The organism is Zobellia galactanivorans, assembly GCF_000973105.1.
GTDB lineage: Bacteria > Bacteroidota > Bacteroidia > Flavobacteriales > Flavobacteriaceae > Zobellia > Zobellia galactanivorans.
This window is the reverse complement of record NC_015844.1, coordinates 4,114,583-4,133,878: the sequence shown is the minus strand read 5'-3', so window position 1 is coordinate 4,133,878 and position 19,296 is coordinate 4,114,583. Positions and strand designations below refer to the sequence as shown.

Genomic DNA, 19,296 nt, shown 5'->3' with positions numbered 1-19,296 from the left:
ACCCGAACATCTTCTAAAATATTACTCATTTAATTGAGGGTTGGATATGATTTCAGAATTTGGCAGTGGCCAATAGGCATGAAGATCATCGTTATAGTTATTGGCTGCTTCTTGAAACTCGTTCCAATTTTCGTCTATGTCTGGATCACCTGCAGGAAGTTCCTTTAATATAGAAGCCCATCTGGTTACCTCTTTACCTTCTTCATCCAAAAGCGTATAATGATCAGCCGTATAACGTCTTTGTGCCAATTCTTTAAAACGTTCGGCTTTAACCCCCCATCTTCTCAAGTCGATATTTCTGTTTCCATCTCCCTCAGCAGATAGTTCCAAAGGCAATTCGGTATACATAAGATGTTCCATCAAGCTTTGGGCATCATAGCTTTTATTATCGTGATCGTTCGCCGGAAACTCGCCTGTGCCATTAAGTCCCAATAACTGAACACCAGACCTTCTCCTTACCCTATTGATATAGACCAAGGCTTCATCTACATTACCCAATTTAATTTGACACTCGGCGTACTGAAGGTAGATTTCGGCCAAACGGATCAAACGTTCGTTAACGCCAGACCTGACCTTTCCAGGCGATAATTCTTCTTCTGACCGCGTGATATCCCAATTCGTGTGTTTTCTCCAAAAAGCGGTCATCCGAACGTTAAAAACAGAACCTTGCCCTGTTTTTTCCCTTAAGTAATATCCCATATCTTCATCGTCTACCAAAGCGACGGACCACGATGTTCTTAAACTAAACTTTCTAAAACTTTCGTTCCCCTCTTCATCGACGACCTTATTTCTAGAATCGGAAAAATCCAAGGGCTCATTACGATATTTCAAAATAAGCCAGTTTGCCGGAATCGCTCCTCGCCAAGTACCATCACCTCCCGTAAACTGTCTAACGTAAGCCGAATTGGCTACATCCCTTCCATCCCAAGCGCCTAATTCGTTCTTAAAATCCAAGGAATAACCAACTTCAAGTATAGACTCTTCGTTGAACTCGTCCATAGTGGTAAAATTGCTACCAATATTGGGCGTTAATGAATACCCATAATCATCGATTACACTCTTAAAATAAGTCGATGCGGTTTCGTAATCGCCTTCATAGAGATACGATTGCCCCATAACGGCCACGGCGGCACCTGCGGTTACACGGCCTTTTTCCTTATCTTCCCAACTAACAGGAAGGTTTTCGGAAGCGAACTTAAGATCTTCCATGTAGAATTTCTTTACTTCCTCGGCCGATGCAATGGGCTGATAAAACTCACTTTCTTTGACAGGTACGAAATCAAAAATAGGTACCGCCCCTTTATTAAATGTGTTATAAAGATTAAAGTAAATGTATCCTCTTATAAACCGGGCTTGTGCAAGAATTATAAGCCCTTCTTCTTTCTCCTTTTCGGTAGTGTAGGTTTCGCCTATTTTTGCCGCCGCCTCAATAACTTGGTTGGCCCTGAATATAGTGGTATAGTTTGCACTCCACTTATTATTGGGTACGGAAGAAGCGTCGTTAAATATCTGTAAATAATACTCATTTGTATTGTTGGGACGCTGATACCCACTTGCCCAAGCCAAATCGGTTCTAGCAAGTTCACCTACCAAATTTATGTTGTTAGCATTTGCAAAACCTTTGTAGGTTCCAATTAGACCTTGTTCAAGGTCTTTATTGTCTTTCCAAAAGGTTTCCGTAGAAATTTGATTAGGATTGGTCTGTTCAAGAAAATCGTCAGAACAGCCCACAAATGCCAGCACAGGTATTATTATGGCAAATAACCGTTTTGTTATCGTTGTTTTCATAACTCTTATTTTTTCATTTTTTTTATCGGAATAGCTCATCTTCATATCAAATTATATTAAAATTCGATTTGAAGTCCGGTTCGTATTTGAGAGCTTACAGGATAGGTTCCCTTATCAATACCTCTCGTACTAAGTCCATTATTACCGACCTCTGGATCGTATCCGTCATATTTGGTAAACGTAAGCGGATTCTGGGCGGCTACATAAACCCTGAACTTTGTAATCCCCAATTTTTCCGTGTAATCCCTAGGAATAGTGTAACCCAAGGAAATATTACGTAGCCTTACGAAAGTGCCATCATCTAACCAATAATCGGTCTGCCCCCTGTAGTTGTTATGGGTAGCATTTCTGTTAACAGGAATATCGGAGGTGTTGTTCTGAGGTGTCCATTGATACACTAAATCTTGGTGGTTTCCGAGTTTATAAGCCAATGCTTTATTTCCATTTATAATTTCGGCCCCAAAGGATCCGTACCATTGCATGGAGAAATCAAGTGATTTGTAATAGGCCGAAAAATTAAAGCCCATTTCAAATTCAGGAGTACCGCTTCCCATATACTGTCGGTCATTGATATCAATGGTTCCATTATTATCAAAATCAACATATTTTAAATCACCCAGTTTGGCATCGGGGACGATTTTCTGGTATTCCACTAGTTCTTCTTCATTTTTAATGGTCCCATCGGTCTCTACCAAAAAGAAGGCTCCACCTTCGTACCCTTCTGCCAAGGCAGAGATTAGATCTTGATCGTTATCGTGTCCGGAGATACTACTATCATCAAAATAAATGATTTTGTTACTACCACTCATTTTGGTGATGACATTGTCATTCTTGGTATAGGTAAGTCCCGCATTCCAAGAAAATTTACCGGAGTGGCGATAGTTCATGGCAAACTCCACCCCTTTGTTGGTCATATCCCCAACATTCAAGGTCACCTCGGCGTTTGCCCCACCTCCTGCTGTTGGTGGTAGCAATACAGGAAACAACATATCTTCCTTTTTTGTTTCATAGAAATCTCCCGAAAAGGTCAATTTGTTATCAAAAAAGCCCAAATCAAAACCTCCATTCAATGAAACCGAAGTTTCCCAACTTACCAAAGGATTTGCAAAGCCCGTTTGGATAGCTCCCAGAACCAGGTTCTCATTTTTATCGGCCCCAAAGACATAATCATTATCTAGAGTAATGGTAGGCGTATAGGTATAATCGGCGATACCTTGGTTACCTGCGGTTCCCCTACTTCCTCTTAATTTAAAAGAAGAGACCGTATTTTTTATGGGATCCCAGAACCCTTCATCCGACACGTTCCATCCCGCGGATACAGAAGGAAAAACTCCCCAAGGTTCTTCTTTGAATTTAGAAGACCCATCCCTTCTAACAAATGCGTTTAAAAGGTATTTTCCCTTGTAGTTGTACTGAAGTCGTGCCAACATACCGATCAATGTACTTTCCCTATTCTGCGTCCATGGATTATTACCCGATCCCACATTGGGGTCGGCCGTTGCTCCGTTGAGCACCGTAATATCATTGGAAGCCAAATCGCTCTTTTCCGCAAAAAATTGGGAATAGGTATATTTTTCGGAAGAATATACGCCCGTAAAGTTTATGTTATGATCGCCAAAACTTTTGTTGTAGTTTATAATACTCTCCAAAGTAGACTTCTTCGCCAACAAACTCAAGTTTCTAACTTTTGAACGTTGGGTAGAAACCTCGGATCCATCGTCTCGATAAGCAATAAACTTAGGATTGATGGTTATTCTTGTACCATTGTCATAGCTTGATGCCACCCTCGTTGTAAATTTAAGATCATCGGTTATATTATAGGTAACACTTAAATTTCCATCAAAGTACTGGTTTTCTTGATTGTCTTCTTGCAAAAACTGATAGCCTAGATAAGAGAGATTGGTAGCACCTGTTCCATCACCGGCATTTTCCAATACACTGGTACTCGGATCTAGAATAGGCTGATACGCATTGTACCCAATGGCATTTCTCAAAAGGCCCCATGGCTCATACTCCCTATCTTCTACCCTAAATGAGATAGCCGTGCTAATATCCCATCTACCTTTTTTAAATTGGGTATTGGCCCTTACATTGAATCTTTCATATCCAGACTTAATTACTATACCCTCTTGATCAAAATAGTTTCCTGTTACGTTATAGGTGAGTCCGTCTTTACCGCCTGAAAGTCTAAGACTATGGTTTTGAATCGGTGCCATATCGTTCTCTACCACGTCCATCAAATTAGTATTATTGGTAAGGAAATGCGGACTCTGCTCTATGGTGGTCCATGTGTTACCATACCTTCTATCGCTCAAGGCGGCAGATTGAACAAATGTGGCATACAATTTATCCTCCACGTTCAATAGCGGGGTTCCAGAAGTAATATTTTGTAGACCGTAATAACTGTCTACGGCAATTTTCATTTGACCTTCCTTACCCTTCTTAGTGGTAATCAGAATAACCCCCGCAGCACCACGAGTTCCATAAATCGCTGCAGATGCCGCATCTTTCAAAACATCAATGGTCTCTATTTCGTTTATACTCAACCTTGGATCGCCTTCAAAAGGAATTCCATCTACCACATAAAGCGGTCGGTTAGCACCATTGATCGAGGTAAGCCCCCTAATCTGAACGTTAGCTTCCGCTCCCGGAGACCCTGAACTTGCCGTTACGTTTACCCCGGCTATCTGGCCTTGAAGTGCGGCACCGATATCTGAGGTAGAGGTTTTCATAAGCTCTTCAGATTTCACCTGTGCCACCGCACCGGTCAATTCCTTTTTCTTTTGGGCACCGTATCCTACTACCACGACTTCATCAAGTTCAGATACGTCTTCCTGTAAAATAACGTTTAGGGTTTTATTCCCTTTTATAGCTACCTCTTTGGTCTTAAAACCGATATAACTAAAGACCAAGACGTCACTAGATTCCGCCTTTATTGAATAAAGACCGTCAAAATCGGTTACAACTCCATTGTTGGTCCCTTTGACCACAACACTAACTCCAGGTAAGGGCGCATCATCGGCCGATACCGTTCCACTTACAGTTTGAGATTGCACGGCCGCTGTACTTAGACAAAAGACCAAGAACAACCCCATGCGAAAAATGTGGGATTCGAAATGAAAAATGTGTTTGAAATTCATATAGTTTCTTGTTAAATTTTAAATGGACATAGTGAAATAAAAAATTGGGGGAATCTTACTCCTGAAGCCTCTATCCAAGCCTGACCGAAACGGTCTCCTTGATAAAAAATTAGCGACCAATACTTATTTATAGATGAATATGTTGAGCTATCATTCTAGTTTATGGACAGTCTTGATCTATTGTAATCTTTAATTTGCTTTCGAGGCGTAAGATTCTGCTATTGTACCCCTATACAAAAATGAAATCAACATTATGTCCGTTGTGATTTTTTTTGAATACACGTAGGGGAACACCAAATAGATTTGGTGGGGCATGGTTAGAAGGAAAGTGATTTTTACTTTTCATAATACGAGTTGGTTTAAAATGAGTGAAGTTTATTTATTGAATTATCAATTAAGAGTACCTTTAATTTTCATATACCCTTTAATTGATGTCCAAAGTAGAGATATTGTTAATTTACTCCTAAAAATTGCGCTTGACAAAAACTTGACAAAACCCATTTATTTGTCTACTACACCGCTGCAACCCCCTATTTTACTTTGCTTTCCGTAAGTGTTAAAAGAAACTACAACTTGACAAAATGCCCGATTTTTAAAATGTTAAAATAGAGGGGGCCACACCACAAAAAAGAGGGGTAAATACGTACAAAAATAAATGACTCGACACACGACTATACCCGTGTACACCGTCTTTTTACCCATTTTTAACCTTCTAATCAAACATGCTTTTTTTCTCGTTCCATAGCCCTAAAAAATGGAATACCGAGGCCCTTGTAGCTTGAATAGAACAAATGGTTTTGAGTATAACATATGATCTAAACGGAAGGATCAGAACTCAAAATGGAGACGCATGAATCCTGCAGCAATTTCTTTTCATCGATTCTTGAAAAGCTGGTTGCCACAGCTAATAAAACAATGAATACGTTTTAATTTTAGAAAGTTAGCTTGAAAACAAAGGCATGTTTCCCAACAGGCTTCTTTGGTAAGTAGATATATAAACCGTCTGGTTTTCTATTAAACTTCAGTTTGTCGGAAGCCCCAAGCAGTTCAATGGATTTGATTTGCTTCTCAAGCTGTTTGCTGTTCTTCCCCAATGTTCTAATGACCGTCTCACCGGAACTCGGCCAATCTAGTTGTATGGCATATAGCGTATTGCCTTTTACCGTAAACCGGATATCATCTGCCGTATTATCAGGGTTCTTTCGTTCAATTAAATGCCCTTCTATCACGCGGGTGGATCCTTCACCATATACATGCCAAGGGCGTGTACCGTAGATGGCCTCCCCATTTTGTTTGAGCCACTCCCCTATTTCCAATAAGCGCTCTTGTACCGGAGCGGGAATTTCACCATTCGCCTTAGGGGTAATATTCAATAGAAGACAACCATTTTTACTTACCACATCTACCAAAAAGTCTATAATTCGATTGGCCGATTTATAATCGGGATTGCTGATATGGCTCCAAGCCTTCCAATCGATAGAATCATCGGTCAACCATGGGAAACTCTTCATTTCGCTCATCCGCGCGCGTTCTACGTCTAAAACGGCCGTGCCCTTGGCAAAATCATAAAATTTATAGGTAGCTACTACCTCTTGATCGTTCTTTAGGGCATGATTGTAATAATAGGCCAGAAACTCCTTTCTATAAGCTTCGTCAATAACATCCATCTTATTATCGAACCATACCAAATCAGGATTATAATTATCAATGATCTCTTTGAGCCGTGCCAACCATTCTTCGTTGAATTTTTTATCCCCAACGGGATAGTATCGTTTTATTCCTTCGTCAATCTCTTTGGTACTATATGGATATTGAAAATCGCCCTTTTTTAACTTCGGGCCGTACAGATCGGCATATTGTGGGTCGGAGGCATCGGTCGATTCGTCCCATGTAGGAAACCAACCGAAGAGCCACTGACGGTGGTAGGTGGCAATAAATTTCATGTCGCGTTTTCTGATTTCCCGGGCTAGCTCTCCCATTATATCGCGCTTCGGCCCCATATTTTTGGCATTCCAAGGTGTGAGCTTACTATCCCACATAGCAAAGCCGTCAGCGTGTTCCGATACCGGCCCTGCAAATTTGGCGCCGGCCTTTTCGAAAAGATCGGCCCATTCCTCTGGGTCGAACTTTTCGGCCTTGAACATGGGTATAAAATCTTTATAACCAAACTCATTTAAAGGGCCATAGGTTTTTATATGGTGCTCGTAAAATCGTTTTCCCTGTTTGTGTTCGGGATTGTTCGGTGAAGTATACATCCAATGTGAATACCATTCATTTTCATACTCGGGAACCGAATACGGCCCCCAATGACAATAAATACCGAACTTCGCATCGCGAAACCAATCCGGGGTTTTATACTCCTTTAGGGATTGCCAATCGGCTTCATATTTTTTCTCTTGTGCGCTGCCCCAATTTCCGGCGAGTAGCACTATCAAAACAAAGTAAATCCTTCTCATTTTCCTAAAATTTGTATCAAGCTTACGCTTCCCTCCAAAAGAAGGAAATATTGGTAACCGAAAATTACGGCTTTTTACCTCCAATACTAAAAAATAAGGGCATCTATACCGGCCTGTTGAGTTTATGTATAGTGTATTTTACCGGTAAATTCTGGTCAAATTTTATCTCCATTCTCCAATTTCCCCTTAATCTCATCACAGATTTCAATCCTCCAAAAAATTTACCTTCTAAAATAGAAATTTAAGATAAGAGAGTAACATTGTTATACTGAAAATCACCATACAGGCGACATTGTCACAAGATTGGAATGCATAACAATAAGCTCTTGTTGGAAGCGAAAGCATCGGTAATTTTGATAAATGAAAGAAATTAATTAGACTTGATCTTACACTATCCAATAATCGTCCATTATTTAGGAATTGCTTATTTTACGATTAAAAGCCCTAGCTTTCGATACGATTGATATAAGAAAGTATTAACAAATTATAGAACTGAATGTTATTATCAAAAAGACTTAGCCCTACTCATGGTCTTGTTGTTTTATCACTGCTCATTAATTTTTCGCTTTGGGGCCAAGACTCCTCCATTCCTAAAAGCACACCTATACCCCGAACAAATACGTCTGATGACATTGAACAAGACAGTGCCATTGTGGCCATAGAAAACGAAATCGATACCTTTCTGAAAGCGGGCGAATCTACAAAGGCCCTTTACACCCTGATCAAACTTACCGAAGAATACGGCCATCGCGGTAATTATTCCAAATCATATGAGACCGCCTGGAAAGCCCTTAGTATAGCCGACACGAACGATAACGAAGTAGTGAAGTCGCATATTTACCGTAGGCTCGGCGCTATGTATAGCTTTAGCAAAAGGAAGGATGAGGCCATAAAATATTTACGGTTATCACGTGATATCATCAAAGGTCTCGTTGAAAAGGGGAAAATGAAGGAGGAATATCTTTTGAACAACTACTATACCTTTGTCTATACTTATCGAGGACTTAACGAACCTGAATTGGCAAAAAAATATCTTGATAGTTGTTATATCTACTATTCCGATAAACAAAACGAGGTGGCCCTGCCCTATATAAAGTTTGAAGAAGCTTATGTGCTTCGAGAGGATAAGAAGTATGATGAAGCTGAAAGAATATTAATAGAAATTGAACCGTGGTTTCAAGAAAATGCCCCTTCATACCTTGTTCTAGTATATGCCTATTGGGCGGTTATTTATAAGAATACCGGACAATTAAAAAAAGCAACGGACTATTACAAAAAGGCTATTGCCATTTCCGACCAATACAAAAGCCATATGGATTTCACCCCATACATTCATGAAAAATTGGCGGAAATCTATAGACTTATGGGAAATTACAAGGATGGCTACACCCATCTAAACAAGGCAAAAGCACTTACCGGTAAATTTTTCGATGGCAGGAGCAAAAACAATATTTCCTTAATGGAAATCAAAAATGAATATAGACTCGAAAAAGAACGTCAACAAGAAATCATTAGACAACAACGTATGGAAACATTGGAGCAACAAGACAAAATCTTGATGCTTCAACGTATTATATTGGCCAGTTCCCTCATATTCGTGATAATCATTGGGTTCGTCTATGTAAAGCACATACGTTCAAAACACAGGGCCGAAAAACGATTGTTAGAAAAAACCAAGGCCCTTGAAATGCAGAAAGCAAACGAACTCTTGGAAACCAAGAACAAAGAATTGGCGGCTTCTACACTTCAACTGGTTGAAAAAGAAGAATTTTTGAAAAAGCTCAAAAATGAATTACAAGGAGAGGACGGCAGTGTAAAAATCTCTGAAATCAACAGGGTCTTGAAATCGATTTCAGCGGGTAATGCCAACAACTGGGAAGAATTCAAGCTTAGGTTTACCGATGTCAACAAAGACTTTTACGAAAAGCTCAACAGCACCTACCCCAACCTAAGCCAAACCGACCAAAAAATCTGTGCCCTGATCAAACTGAACCTAAGCAGCAAGGATATGGCCCGACTATTGGGAATCTCCACAAAATCGGTACATACCACAAGACATCGTTTACGTAAGAAAATGGGACTACAACGCAGCGATAACCTTGAAGAGCTCATTGCTTCACTATAAACTGCGTTTGGAATTTATACCTTTCCTATAAGGAAGAAGCATCGCCCATTTTTTATTGAACCAATATTTTATCGTATCACAAGGGCTATGGTAGCTCCGAAGGGTTAATTTGCGAATCTATTTTATCCCGACAAAAAACACCCTTATGAAAGCCAAAAGCTCGATATGGATATTAATGGGGCTACTGTTCCTTATTTCCGACCTAAACGCACAAGCCCTTACCCGACAAGAAGTGCGCGATACCATGCAAAACATACCGAGGTTCTCGATACATAAAGACAATTATTTTATTACCGGTATACCCTCGAACAAACCTATTAACAGTTCAACCGCCAATGCCAAGTACCAAATCAGTTTTAAACAGATCATTACCAGAAGTATGTTGCCTTGGGAGACGTACCTCTATTTGACCTATAGCCAAAAAGCATTTTGGGATATCTATAAAGATTCATACCCGTTCAAAGAAATCAACTTTAACCCTACCATAGGCGTTGGGAAGGCCTTTTACGATTCAGACGACAGAATTAAGGGCTTGGCCAGTTTGGTGTTCGAACATGAATCAAACGGACGTGATAGTATCTTTTCTAGAAGCTGGAACCGTTTGAGCCTTGAATACACTACCTTGTTATCACAAAAGACCATGCTCCAGGTTAAAGCTTGGTTACCCTACGGTTATCAATCGGGAAACCCCGATCTTATCGATTATGTGGGCCTAGGGGAAGTAACCCTTTCACACGACTTTATACGCGACAGGCTTATATTTGAAGTAAAGCTCAGAAAGGGGCTAAGCAACGACTTTAAAGGTATGATACGAAGCCGCCTACAATACAGGCCTTTCAAACATAGCTCCAACCAATACATAATGCTTGAATGGTTCAGCGGACATACCGAAAACCTTATCGACTACGAACAATACCATAGCATGCTACGTATCGGTTATGTTATAAAGACCAATGAGTTCGACATCTTAAAAAGAAACCGTAAAAGACCTTGACCATTTTACATAAAACAGCCCCTGGTCAGGGGCTGTTCCATTACAAGGTTTCAATATGTATTTACCTTACGTCTTCCAAGGTTTTTATGGTCTTCAAGTCATCTAGCAACCAATCTCTTTGTTTTCTGATTACTGCCGCCGCCTTAAGGGGCAGGTGGGTATCCGTCAACACCTCGTTGTATTCATCTATGGCCGCTTTGTCTCCTCGAATGGCCTCTTCCAACATGGCCTTATCATTGTCGCCCGAAAAGAAAGTCTTTATGTCCATCCATGTTCTATGCAAGGCTCCGGTAACGCTACCTTCTACCTCTTCCCTCGTTTGTAATGCAGGGGTTGCCGCCTTTAACTCCAAAAGAAAATTTCGCCTTTCGATCGCCTTATTTTGGAAGTAGCTTTTTAGTCCGATTTCTTTGGAGTTTTCCACAGCCTGATCATATCCCTTTATCGCGTCTTCATTCTTTTGTATAATATCATTTATACTTTCTTCGATCTCTTTTATATCACTATTCATATATTCATTTTTTAGCGGTAACTCTAATGCCTACCGTTTGGCATATCGATAATCTATACATTATAGTTGATGCCGATCAACTCATAAACATTATATATGGCCGTAAAAAAAACACTGCTGCTAAGCCACTATTTTGCCACGGGTCAGCTTTACTATACAGATATAATCTTCATTTTCCAGCTTGCATTCGCCCAAACGTTTCATTTGGGCCTCGATGGCGATATATTCAAAAAACCCATCTTTAAGCAAGACCCCTATTTTACTTAAATCCATAATCTCCCTAAAAAAGGTTTTACCCGAATTCTTGGAAATAATGGTGTACTTATAACTAAAATCGTTCATCTTTCTTCTTTTTTAATTCAACTTCGAATTTACTTTTCCCAAAAGGGCCTACGCCCTATCAAGGTGCATAACCGTTGAAACCTCTGACAAATATAGCTGGTGACCAAAATTGAAATGAACCCTTTACAATGGAGTTTGGACTTGATTGCGTATCCATAAAAAAGGGTACGCTAAAGCAAGCGTACCCTTTTATTCTTATTTTGGTTGTAATTCTAACAACCCTAGGAACGCTGAACGTCTTCAAGTAGAAAATCCTCTATCGGGCGTCGATGTTCTTTGTGGAGTACCGAAATATCGCCAGTGGTTTCAAATACTACTGCTTTAACCTCCGATAGCTCGGTTATATTGGCCTCTCTCAATTTAGCCCGCAAATCGGACTTTGCCACACGGCCTTTCCTTAGGTTTTCCTCTAAAATAATCGCTCCGTCCATGAGCAATAAGGGAGTATTGTCCATCATTTTTTTCACCATGTCGTTCCTTCTGGCGAAGGCCGCCCCCATTTGTAAAAGGTATACGGCCACTATACCTACAACCCCATCAGCCAGGCTTACCGATTTTGAAAGAATGGTAGTTGCAATTATGGAACCCACGGCTACGGTCATGGCAAAATCGAAACTCGACATTTTTGAGAAACTACGCTTCCCGCAAATACGGGTCATAATGATTACGGCCGCATAAATACCGACAGCCGACAGACCGATTGCGAACAAGGCATTCCATGAAAATTCAAACCACTCCTCCATAATATTCTTTATTTAACTGATTCAATATTTTTCTAGTTCAAGTCACAATTGATCATCCAATTGATACCGTAACGATCCGTGAAACGTCCATAAAGGGCATTCCATTCACGTTCCCTTAGTTCGTGGTGTATACGTCCTCCCGCGGAAAGCTTCCCGTACAGTTCCTCGGCTTCTTTTTTATCGTTCAAATCAATACTCAAGTGTATTTTGGTGCCTTCCGTTAGTGGCGTGTCGGGTGCGGCATCATAGGCCATAAAATGTACTCCCTTTCCTTTTAGTTCGGCATGTTGCAACCGGTCGCGATACGATGCGGGCACATCTATTTTCTTATCGGCGTAGGTCTGCCTATTCTTGATTTCGGCCCCAAGGGAATCGGCATAAAAATTAAGGGCTTCCTGACAATTGCCGTCAAAGGCTAAGTATGCTTGTGTCTTCATTTTATTGCGTTTTAAAGTTTAGACCAATTTACTTGGAGTCTCCCAGTATGATCGATTACATCGCACTTATCCTTAACACAAAAGATGTGTACGATAGCCCTACCCTGCTACCGTATTAATATATAAGGGCCATAGGGGCTTCGAAACCGTACCCTTTCCACAAAAATCCAAGCATGCCCATTCCAAACGAACAGGCCATTCGAGCATCATGGGCAATTGCACTAATAATGTTTTTTTTACAGCCAAAGATATTCTCCCCGCACCGATAATTTTATAACGGTACAAACAAAGCTTATTGAATTATGGAGGGTCTTGAATGTCTTTTGCAAGTTTATGCTATCGGTGAGGTACGGTATACAGAAAGGGCCGTCAGCACCAAAAATCCACTTATACGCACGTTTATGGAGCGATGCGCACTTGAACGTTCCGATTTTATAATGGATATATGGCAAATGGTCATAAGAAAGAACCAACCTACCGATATAGGTGGATTACTGGCTTGGCACAAGAATTTATACGGGAAGGATTACCTGATTACTAAGCCCCTCTATCATTTGAACATAGCATCGCTCGACCAAACGGCCTTCGAAATTTGTCAATATATGATGCTTTCAAACCTTTCCGAAGAACTGATCGCCCTATTTATTGAACAGGCCGTAAAGCTAGAGGTAAACCTATTTACGCTAAAGCATTTTAAAATCCTATCACGAGATTGATGGAAGCCCTTAGCCCAACACCAAAGCATTCCCCTATAATCCATAAAAAGAACTTATATGAAATCTGAAGAAACACACGAAACAGTATCGACCCGTAAAGACGAGCAGCTTGAAAAGCACAGGGTCGATTATTCAAACCAACCTTTGACCACAAAACAAGGTTTAAAAATAAACGATACCAATAATTCATTGAAATCGGGCCCAAGGGGAGCTACCCTTTTAGAAGATTTTCTTCTTCGGGAAAAGATCCACAATTTCGACCACGAGCGTATTCCAGAGCGAATTGTTCATGCCCGGGGGAGTGGAGCCCATGGCTATTTTGAATTATACGATAGCATAGAGGAATACTCCAAGGCAGGTATTTTTACCGATACTTCGCGAAAAACGCCGGTTTTCGCACGTTTTTCTACCGTTGCTGGCTCAAAAGGCTCAACCGATTTAGCTAGGGATGTACGCGGCTTTGCCGTTAAATTTTATACAGAGGAAGGCACTTGGGATTTGGTCGGCAACAATATGCCCATTTTCTTTATTCAAGACGCCATGAAGTTCCCCGACCTCATTCATTCGGTTAAACCCGAACCCAATAACGAAATCCCACAAGCGGCATCGGCACACGACACGTTCTATGATTTTGTTTCGCTTACACCAGAAACTTTACACAACCAAATATGGGTGATGAGCGACCGCGCCATTCCACGTAGTTTACGTATGATGGAAGGCTTCGGTATACATACCTTCAGATTGATCAATGCGGAAGGAAGAGCGCATTTCGTTAAATTTCACTGGAAACCAAAACTAGGGGTACACTCGGTAACTTGGGACGAAGCTGTAAAAATCAGTGGGGCCGATTCCGATTTTCACAGGAGAGACCTATGGGAAGCCATTGAAGCAGGGCACTATCCCGAATGGGAATTGGGACTACAAATAGTGGCCGAAGAAGATGAACATAAGTTCGATTTTGACCTCTTGGACCCTACCAAACTTATTCCCGAAGAAATGGTACCCGTTAAGATAATCGGGAAAATGGTACTGAACCGCAACCCTGAAAATTTCTTTGCGGAAACGGAACAGGTCGCCTTCTTGCCGGGCAATATAGTTCCCGGTATAGATTTTACGAACGATCCCCTGTTACAAGGTAGGTTGTTTTCCTACCGAGATACACAGCTCTCTCGATTAGGAACACACAATTTCCATCAAATTCCTATCAACAAACCCATTGCCGAAGTTCGAAACAATCAGCGCGACGGGCATATGCAGACCGAAATCCCAAAAGGGCGTACGGCCTATTTTCCGAATTCCATAGGTGGCGGATGCCCCTACCTCTCCACAGTTGCAGAAGGCGGTTTTGAATCATACCAAGAGCGTATTGACGCTAAAAAAATAAGAACGCGTAGCGAAAGTTTCAACGACCATTTCTCTCAACCCGCCTTATTCTACAGAAGCCTTAGCGATTGGGAAAAAGAACATGTAACAAGTGCATACTCCTTTGAATTGGGCAAATGCGAGATCGAGCATATCAAAGGGCGAATGCTATACCTGATCGATCGAATCGATTCGAGTCTGGCGGAAAAAGTAGCTAAGAACTTAGGTATGAAAGTCCCTTCTTCCATTGAGAAACCGATCAATCAAGCCATAGGTGCCGATGCCGATGTTGAGTCGCAGCAACCCACGGAGAAGAAAATCTACCTAGATGAGTCGCCTAAACTGAGCCAGGCCCATACCACCTTCGACTCGATTGCAACAAGACAGGTCGCGGTTCTGGTAGGTGACGGCTTTCGTATGAGCGAATTCAAAATTGTAAAAGATGCCCTTGAAAAAGAAGGCGCTATGGTAAAGTTAATCGCTCCACATGGGGGTACGGTTACATGCGATGAAGGCATGGAACATCAGGTCGATGCCGCAATCATGACCACGGAAAGTGTACTGTTCGATGCCCTTTACATCCCTGGCGGAGAGCCCTCTATTGCCGCCTTAAGGGCACAGGCCAAATTCACCAAATTCGTAAACGAAAGTTACAAGCACTGTAAAGCCATTTCGGTAAGTGGTGAAGCCGAAGATTTTCTAAAACACACGGCCATAATCGATATACATGAGGATGAGGCCATTTTTATCAATGAAAATCCGGAAGGTTTTATAAAAGCGATTGCCCAACACCGCAATTGGAAAAGAAGGAAAAAAGCGGAAAACATACCCGCTTAAGTTGAACATCTAAAAGAAAAATATTATGAGTACAGAATATGCAAAACACGAGACCGATTACATAAAACGCTATGAAAAATTAGGGTATACCGACTCGTATCGCTTTATAAACGAAAAACTAAGGAGTACCAAATCAGATAAAACATATGCCGCAAAGGATATAACAATTGTGAAAGAGCATCGCTATGAAGGAATGAGCAACCCCTCAGATATGTCTTTACTATATGTCTTGGAAACTAGCGATGGTGGGAAAGGGACCTTATTGACCGGTTATGGCCCCAGTGCAAATACAGACCTCTATGCATTTTTGGAGACCATTCCAGAACAGAATATCAAAGACAAAGATATATTCCCGCCCGATGCGCAATAATACGATTTAAACTATATGGTAAAGACCCCTGAAACTCAATTTTCCGGGGTCTTCCCATTTGAAAGTTGTCTTTATAAAAACTTTGGTACAAATACCCCACGGCCCATGATAAGTGTTAAAAACAGTGAGGAAAGTACTCTTATCACTGAAACATGCCTCGTAACAAAAGCATTCAAAAGTTTTTTACCTTGGCCACCAGCCTTGTTCCGACCCGATGCTTCGGGATAAGATTTTTAGTTATAGCATTCTTCCTAAAAAATAGACCGCATTACTTTTATAAAAAATTATATATGAAAGCGCCACGTATAGCAAAAAAACGAAATGTAATAAAAATACTAGCCGACACCAACGCGCTGAAAGCCCGATTAAACCAGTTAAAAAGGCGGACTTTCGAACTTCAGAAAACCTTTGAAGGGAACTTTCCCAAATACCCATCCAGTAAATTTGAGGATGTTCGCGAGTTTAATATCAAACTCATAAACTTAAAAGCCCGACTGAACCACCTGACCCCTATGCTAACCCGGAATAGAAAGAAAGTAAGTGAAAGAATCGTGTTTCTCTCTAAGGACATCCAAAATTTACAAGAGGCCAACAAGCAATTGTCCAACTCTTAAAGGGCCACTTATCCTGTTGCCCCTTCCCCTATCCTTTGTCCTATGCATAATTTCCAATGTCCGATACACTCGCAGCTACAATGGGACCTTAATTTCGTGTGCGAACACAAAAGCCCCGTAGCAGTTTTATAAAACTAGATTTATACGTACATTTGAAACTCAATCCATTCAAGAACAATTGGCTAAACCAGTGGATTGAACTCAACTACCAGACCTTTTAATTTATTCTATTGAAAACGATAAAAGATATTGCCGAAGAGGCCAAAGTCTCTACAGGAACAGTGGATAGGGTTATTCATAATCGCCCTGGGGTATCGCCAAAAACCAAGGAACGCATACAGAAACTACTTGACAAGTACGATTTTGAAAGAAACATCCTTGCCAGTACCTTGGCTTTCAAGAAAAAATATACCATTGCCACTTTAATTCCGACCCCAGCCTCTAAAAACCAATTTTGGAGCGGGCCGAACAAAGGTCTCAAATCCGCCGCCAAGGAAATCCAGAAATACGGAGTTATCACCCATAGGTACTATTTTGACCAGTACGACCTAAAATCGTACGAACGGGCACTTGAACAAATACTCAAACTCAAGCCGAACGGTGTTGTCTTTGCCCCCTTTTTTTATAATACCTCCCTAGCATTTGTAGAAAAGTTAAAGGCCAACGACATTCCCTTTGTTTTGATAAACATTGATTTGGAAACCGGCGATAAGCTATCGTATATCGGTCAAGATTCCTTTAAAAGTGGTTATCTATGTGGGAAGATGATGAATATCATTACCGCCCCTAAGGAGTCTATTGCCATACTAACGTCAAAGAAAAACGTCGATAGTCACTTGGCGATCGAAACGCGTATCAAAGGTTTTATGAACTTTTTTGAAACGAACAAAAACGAGAAACCGATACATAAGATATTCGTAGAGAGCTTTGCCCCTAAAGAGGTTTACAGGGCCTTGACCGAAGAATTTTCAAAACCCGACCATATCACGGGCATATTTGTTCCTTCGAGCGCCCTGTTTACGGTAGCGGATTTTTTACAAAGCGAAAATTTACAGAACATACGTACCGTTGGTTTTGACGTACACCAGAAAAACCTTGACTATATCAGAAAGGGTACCATAGATTTCGCCATTGACCAGCATCCCTTTGAACAGGGGTATATGGGCGTAAAAATTCTATTTGAATACTTGCTCCTGAACAAAACCCCAAAGCCGGAATATCGTTCCCCCATGAACATTGTCACCAAGGAAAATGTCGACTCCTTCAATGTTGCTTCGGCCATTGAATATAGCGTTTAACCGGTAGGCCGATTTCTTTTATTCCGGGAGAAACACCAAAATCCCGTTGTAGCCAAGGGCATCCTTTCACGCGCCCTATTGGCCCTAGGCCCTATGGCGTAACCCATTGCCGTATCCGCTACTTCTTTGACAGCATTTCCATAAAAAAGTCCGTATGAACGAATCATACGGACTTTAAAAACTAACACAAAATTTAAAATCAACTGTTGAGGAAACCACTAGGCTTCCACATATTATAACTTAGGCTCCCAACCTTCGGCGTATTCACGCTTCCAATGGGCCATAGCTTTTTCATTGTTCAATATTTTTCCAGTGGCCTGGTCAATTTTTAAGGTTTCCCCAGCATCTTGGGCCATATTCCCTAAATGGCAGAGCATTGTAGAGATACTGGCATCACTTATATCTGAATGTAGAGACTTATCGGTTCTAATGGCCTCAAAGAAGTTACCAACATGATTTACATCTAACTGCCCCTGTCCCATGGTATTGGTCGTGGCACTGGTCGCCCCTTCTTTTTCCTCCTTAAGCAGATTACCGTCAAGGTCGTACAACTTATAGAAATTACGGTCTAGTTGAATGATGCCTTTGCTTCCGTAAATGGTAGCGCCACGGCCTGGTTGTTTGGGCATTATCTTCCCGCGACTATGCCCGGTCCAAGTAATAAACTTGTTATCGGGATATTTATAGGTCACCTGCTGGTTGTCAACAAACTGCCAATCATCGTCATAGGCATATTTCCCGCCAAAAGAAGTAACGCTTTCCGGAAGGTCTACGCCCAAGGCCCATCGGCAGATGTCGATTTCATGGGTACCATTGTTATGTACTTCACCCGTTCCCCAGGTTTTGAACCAATGCCAGTTATAAGGGTGTACGTTATCCCTATATTTTTCCCTAGGGGCGGGCCCTTGCCACATTTCCCAATCTAAGGTGTCGGGAACGTCTATAACGTTGCCCTTACCAATTGAACCGCGGTTACTGCTGTAATAAGCCTCACCTTTATACACTTCGCCGATTACGCCATTCCTAATATCCTCTATTCCCATAATCGAGGTACGGGCCGATCGTTGTTGATTTCCCATTTGTACCTTTTTACCGTACTTTTTATGGGCCCTTACCAATAAATCGTTTTCGTAAGGGTTGTGGCTACAAGGTTTTTCTACATAGACATGCTTGCCCGCCTGTAAGGCCATAATGGCCATTGGTGCGTGCCAATGCTCGGGTGTAGCGATGAAAACGGCATCTACATCTTTATCTTCCAAGACCTTCCTAAAGTCCTTTTCTATTTTAGGAATATATCCAATATTTTTCTGGCACCATTTATTGTGTTCTTCCAATATGGTATCATCAACGTCGCAGCTGTATACAATTTTAGCGTTCTTCTGCTGGTGAATGGCCATCACATGGGCCTTGGCCCTACTTCGAACCCCGATAATGGCACAGTTGATATGGTCATTGGCTCCAAGGATGTTCGCATTGGCCATAGAAGGCAATACTAGTCCGCCAAAAGTCAATGCCACTGAACCGGTTGCCGTTTTCTTTATAAAGTTTCGTCTACTGGTCATT

15 protein-coding genes are annotated in these 19,296 nt (G+C 41.3%); 7 read left to right on the top strand and 8 right to left on the bottom strand.

Annotation, left to right across the window (positions count from 1 at the left end; translation table 11 throughout):
- Positions 1-21: 21 nt before the first annotated feature.
- The 3 genes from ZOBGAL_RS16785 to ZOBGAL_RS16775 form a co-directional block, all read right to left on the bottom strand.
- Positions 22-1,788, bottom strand: a complete 1,767-nt coding sequence (locus ZOBGAL_RS16785; RefSeq protein ID WP_013994899.1) for a RagB/SusD family nutrient uptake outer membrane protein — start codon at positions 1,786-1,788, stop codon at positions 22-24.
- A 56-nt stretch (positions 1,789-1,844) separates the two neighbouring features.
- Positions 1,845-4,844 (bottom strand): SusC/RagA family TonB-linked outer membrane protein, encoded by a 3,000-nt coding sequence (locus ZOBGAL_RS16780; RefSeq protein ID WP_231854767.1) that lies wholly within the window; start codon positions 4,842-4,844, stop codon positions 1,845-1,847.
- A 1,016-nt stretch (positions 4,845-5,860) separates the two neighbouring features.
- Positions 5,861-7,384 (bottom strand): alpha-L-fucosidase, encoded by a 1,524-nt coding sequence (locus ZOBGAL_RS16775; RefSeq protein WP_013994896.1) that lies wholly within the window; start codon positions 7,382-7,384, stop codon positions 5,861-5,863.
- 496 nt (positions 7,385-7,880) lie between these two features.
- On the opposite strand from ZOBGAL_RS16775, the gene ZOBGAL_RS16765 reads away from it, so the two are divergent.
- Both ZOBGAL_RS16765 and ZOBGAL_RS16760 read left to right on the top strand, forming a co-directional pair.
- Entirely contained in the window at positions 7,881-9,509 is a 1,629-nt protein-coding gene (locus ZOBGAL_RS16765) for a hypothetical protein (RefSeq protein WP_013994895.1), read from the top strand.
- 145 nt (positions 9,510-9,654) lie between these two features.
- Positions 9,655-10,503: a phospholipase A gene (locus ZOBGAL_RS16760; RefSeq protein WP_013994894.1), complete on the top strand. Its 849-nt coding sequence runs from the start codon at positions 9,655-9,657 to the stop codon at positions 10,501-10,503.
- A gap of 61 nt (positions 10,504-10,564) precedes the next feature.
- On the opposite strand, the gene ZOBGAL_RS16755 is transcribed toward ZOBGAL_RS16760, so the two are convergent.
- The 4 genes from ZOBGAL_RS16755 to ZOBGAL_RS16740 form a co-directional block, all read right to left on the bottom strand.
- Positions 10,565-11,014 (bottom strand): ferritin-like domain-containing protein, encoded by a 450-nt coding sequence (locus ZOBGAL_RS16755; RefSeq protein WP_013994893.1) that lies wholly within the window; start codon positions 11,012-11,014, stop codon positions 10,565-10,567.
- Between the two features lie 120 nt (positions 11,015-11,134).
- Positions 11,135-11,356: a hypothetical protein gene (locus tag ZOBGAL_RS16750; protein WP_013994892.1), complete on the bottom strand. Its 222-nt coding sequence runs from the start codon at positions 11,354-11,356 to the stop codon at positions 11,135-11,137.
- Positions 11,357-11,577: 221 nt separating this feature from the next.
- A complete protein-coding gene (locus ZOBGAL_RS16745) occupies positions 11,578-12,099 on the bottom strand; it encodes a DUF421 domain-containing protein (RefSeq protein WP_013994891.1) in 522 nt (173 codons plus the stop codon).
- Positions 12,100-12,131: 32 nt separating this feature from the next.
- Positions 12,132-12,536: a VOC family protein gene (locus tag ZOBGAL_RS16740; RefSeq protein ID WP_013994890.1), complete on the bottom strand. Its 405-nt coding sequence runs from the start codon at positions 12,534-12,536 to the stop codon at positions 12,132-12,134.
- Between the two features lie 302 nt (positions 12,537-12,838).
- Here ZOBGAL_RS16740 and ZOBGAL_RS16730 point away from each other — a divergent pair, with 302 nt between their 5' ends.
- The 5 genes from ZOBGAL_RS16730 (at position 12,839) to ZOBGAL_RS16710 (ending at position 17,733) form a co-directional block, all read left to right on the top strand.
- A complete protein-coding gene (locus tag ZOBGAL_RS16730) occupies positions 12,839-13,252 on the top strand; it encodes a hypothetical protein (RefSeq protein ID WP_013994888.1) in 414 nt (137 codons plus the stop codon).
- A gap of 57 nt (positions 13,253-13,309) precedes the next feature.
- Positions 13,310-15,451 (top strand): catalase, encoded by a 2,142-nt coding sequence (locus ZOBGAL_RS16725; RefSeq protein WP_013994887.1) that lies wholly within the window; start codon positions 13,310-13,312, stop codon positions 15,449-15,451.
- Between the two features lie 25 nt (positions 15,452-15,476).
- On the top strand, positions 15,477-15,821 hold the full coding sequence (locus ZOBGAL_RS16720) for a hypothetical protein (RefSeq protein WP_013994886.1): 345 nt from the start codon (positions 15,477-15,479) through the stop codon (positions 15,819-15,821).
- A gap of 290 nt (positions 15,822-16,111) precedes the next feature.
- The gene (locus tag ZOBGAL_RS16715; RefSeq protein WP_046287563.1) at positions 16,112-16,435 is read left to right on the top strand and encodes a hypothetical protein; all 324 of its coding nucleotides are present in this window, start codon (positions 16,112-16,114) and stop codon (positions 16,433-16,435) included.
- Between the two features lie 230 nt (positions 16,436-16,665).
- Positions 16,666-17,733, top strand: coding sequence for a LacI family DNA-binding transcriptional regulator (locus ZOBGAL_RS16710; protein WP_013994884.1), 1,068 nt, complete (start codon positions 16,666-16,668; stop codon positions 17,731-17,733).
- A 233-nt stretch (positions 17,734-17,966) separates the two neighbouring features.
- On the opposite strand, the gene ZOBGAL_RS16705 is transcribed toward ZOBGAL_RS16710, so the two are convergent.
- The gene (locus ZOBGAL_RS16705) at positions 17,967-19,295 is read right to left on the bottom strand and encodes a Gfo/Idh/MocA family protein (protein WP_013994882.1); all 1,329 of its coding nucleotides are present in this window, start codon (positions 19,293-19,295) and stop codon (positions 17,967-17,969) included.
- Position 19,296: the final 1 nt, after the last annotated feature.

Bases quoted from the DNA above. Each gene is read 5' to 3' on its own strand.
- ZOBGAL_RS16785 (WP_013994899.1), bottom strand. From the start codon at position 1,788: ATGAAAACAACGATAACAAAACGGTTATTTGCCATAATAATACCTGTG.
- ZOBGAL_RS16775 (WP_013994896.1), bottom strand. From the start codon at position 7,384: ATGAGAAGGATTTACTTTGTTTTGATAGTGCTACTCGCCGGAAATTGG.
- ZOBGAL_RS16765 (WP_013994895.1), top strand. From the start codon at position 7,881: ATGTTATTATCAAAAAGACTTAGCCCTACTCATGGTCTTGTTGTTTTA.
- ZOBGAL_RS16760 (WP_013994894.1), top strand. From the start codon at position 9,655: ATGAAAGCCAAAAGCTCGATATGGATATTAATGGGGCTACTGTTCCTT.
- ZOBGAL_RS16755 (WP_013994893.1), bottom strand. From the start codon at position 11,014: ATGAATAGTGATATAAAAGAGATCGAAGAAAGTATAAATGATATTATA.
- ZOBGAL_RS16750 (WP_013994892.1), bottom strand. From the start codon at position 11,356: ATGAACGATTTTAGTTATAAGTACACCATTATTTCCAAGAATTCGGGT.
- ZOBGAL_RS16745 (WP_013994891.1), bottom strand. From the start codon at position 12,099: ATGGAGGAGTGGTTTGAATTTTCATGGAATGCCTTGTTCGCAATCGGT.
- ZOBGAL_RS16740 (WP_013994890.1), bottom strand. From the start codon at position 12,536: ATGAAGACACAAGCATACTTAGCCTTTGACGGCAATTGTCAGGAAGCC.
- ZOBGAL_RS16730 (WP_013994888.1), top strand. From the start codon at position 12,839: ATGGAGGGTCTTGAATGTCTTTTGCAAGTTTATGCTATCGGTGAGGTA.
- ZOBGAL_RS16725 (WP_013994887.1), top strand. From the start codon at position 13,310: ATGAAATCTGAAGAAACACACGAAACAGTATCGACCCGTAAAGACGAG.
- ZOBGAL_RS16720 (WP_013994886.1), top strand. From the start codon at position 15,477: ATGAGTACAGAATATGCAAAACACGAGACCGATTACATAAAACGCTAT.
- ZOBGAL_RS16715 (WP_046287563.1), top strand. From the start codon at position 16,112: ATGAAAGCGCCACGTATAGCAAAAAAACGAAATGTAATAAAAATACTA.
- ZOBGAL_RS16705 (WP_013994882.1), bottom strand. From the start codon at position 19,295: ATGACCAGTAGACGAAACTTTATAAAGAAAACGGCAACCGGTTCAGTG.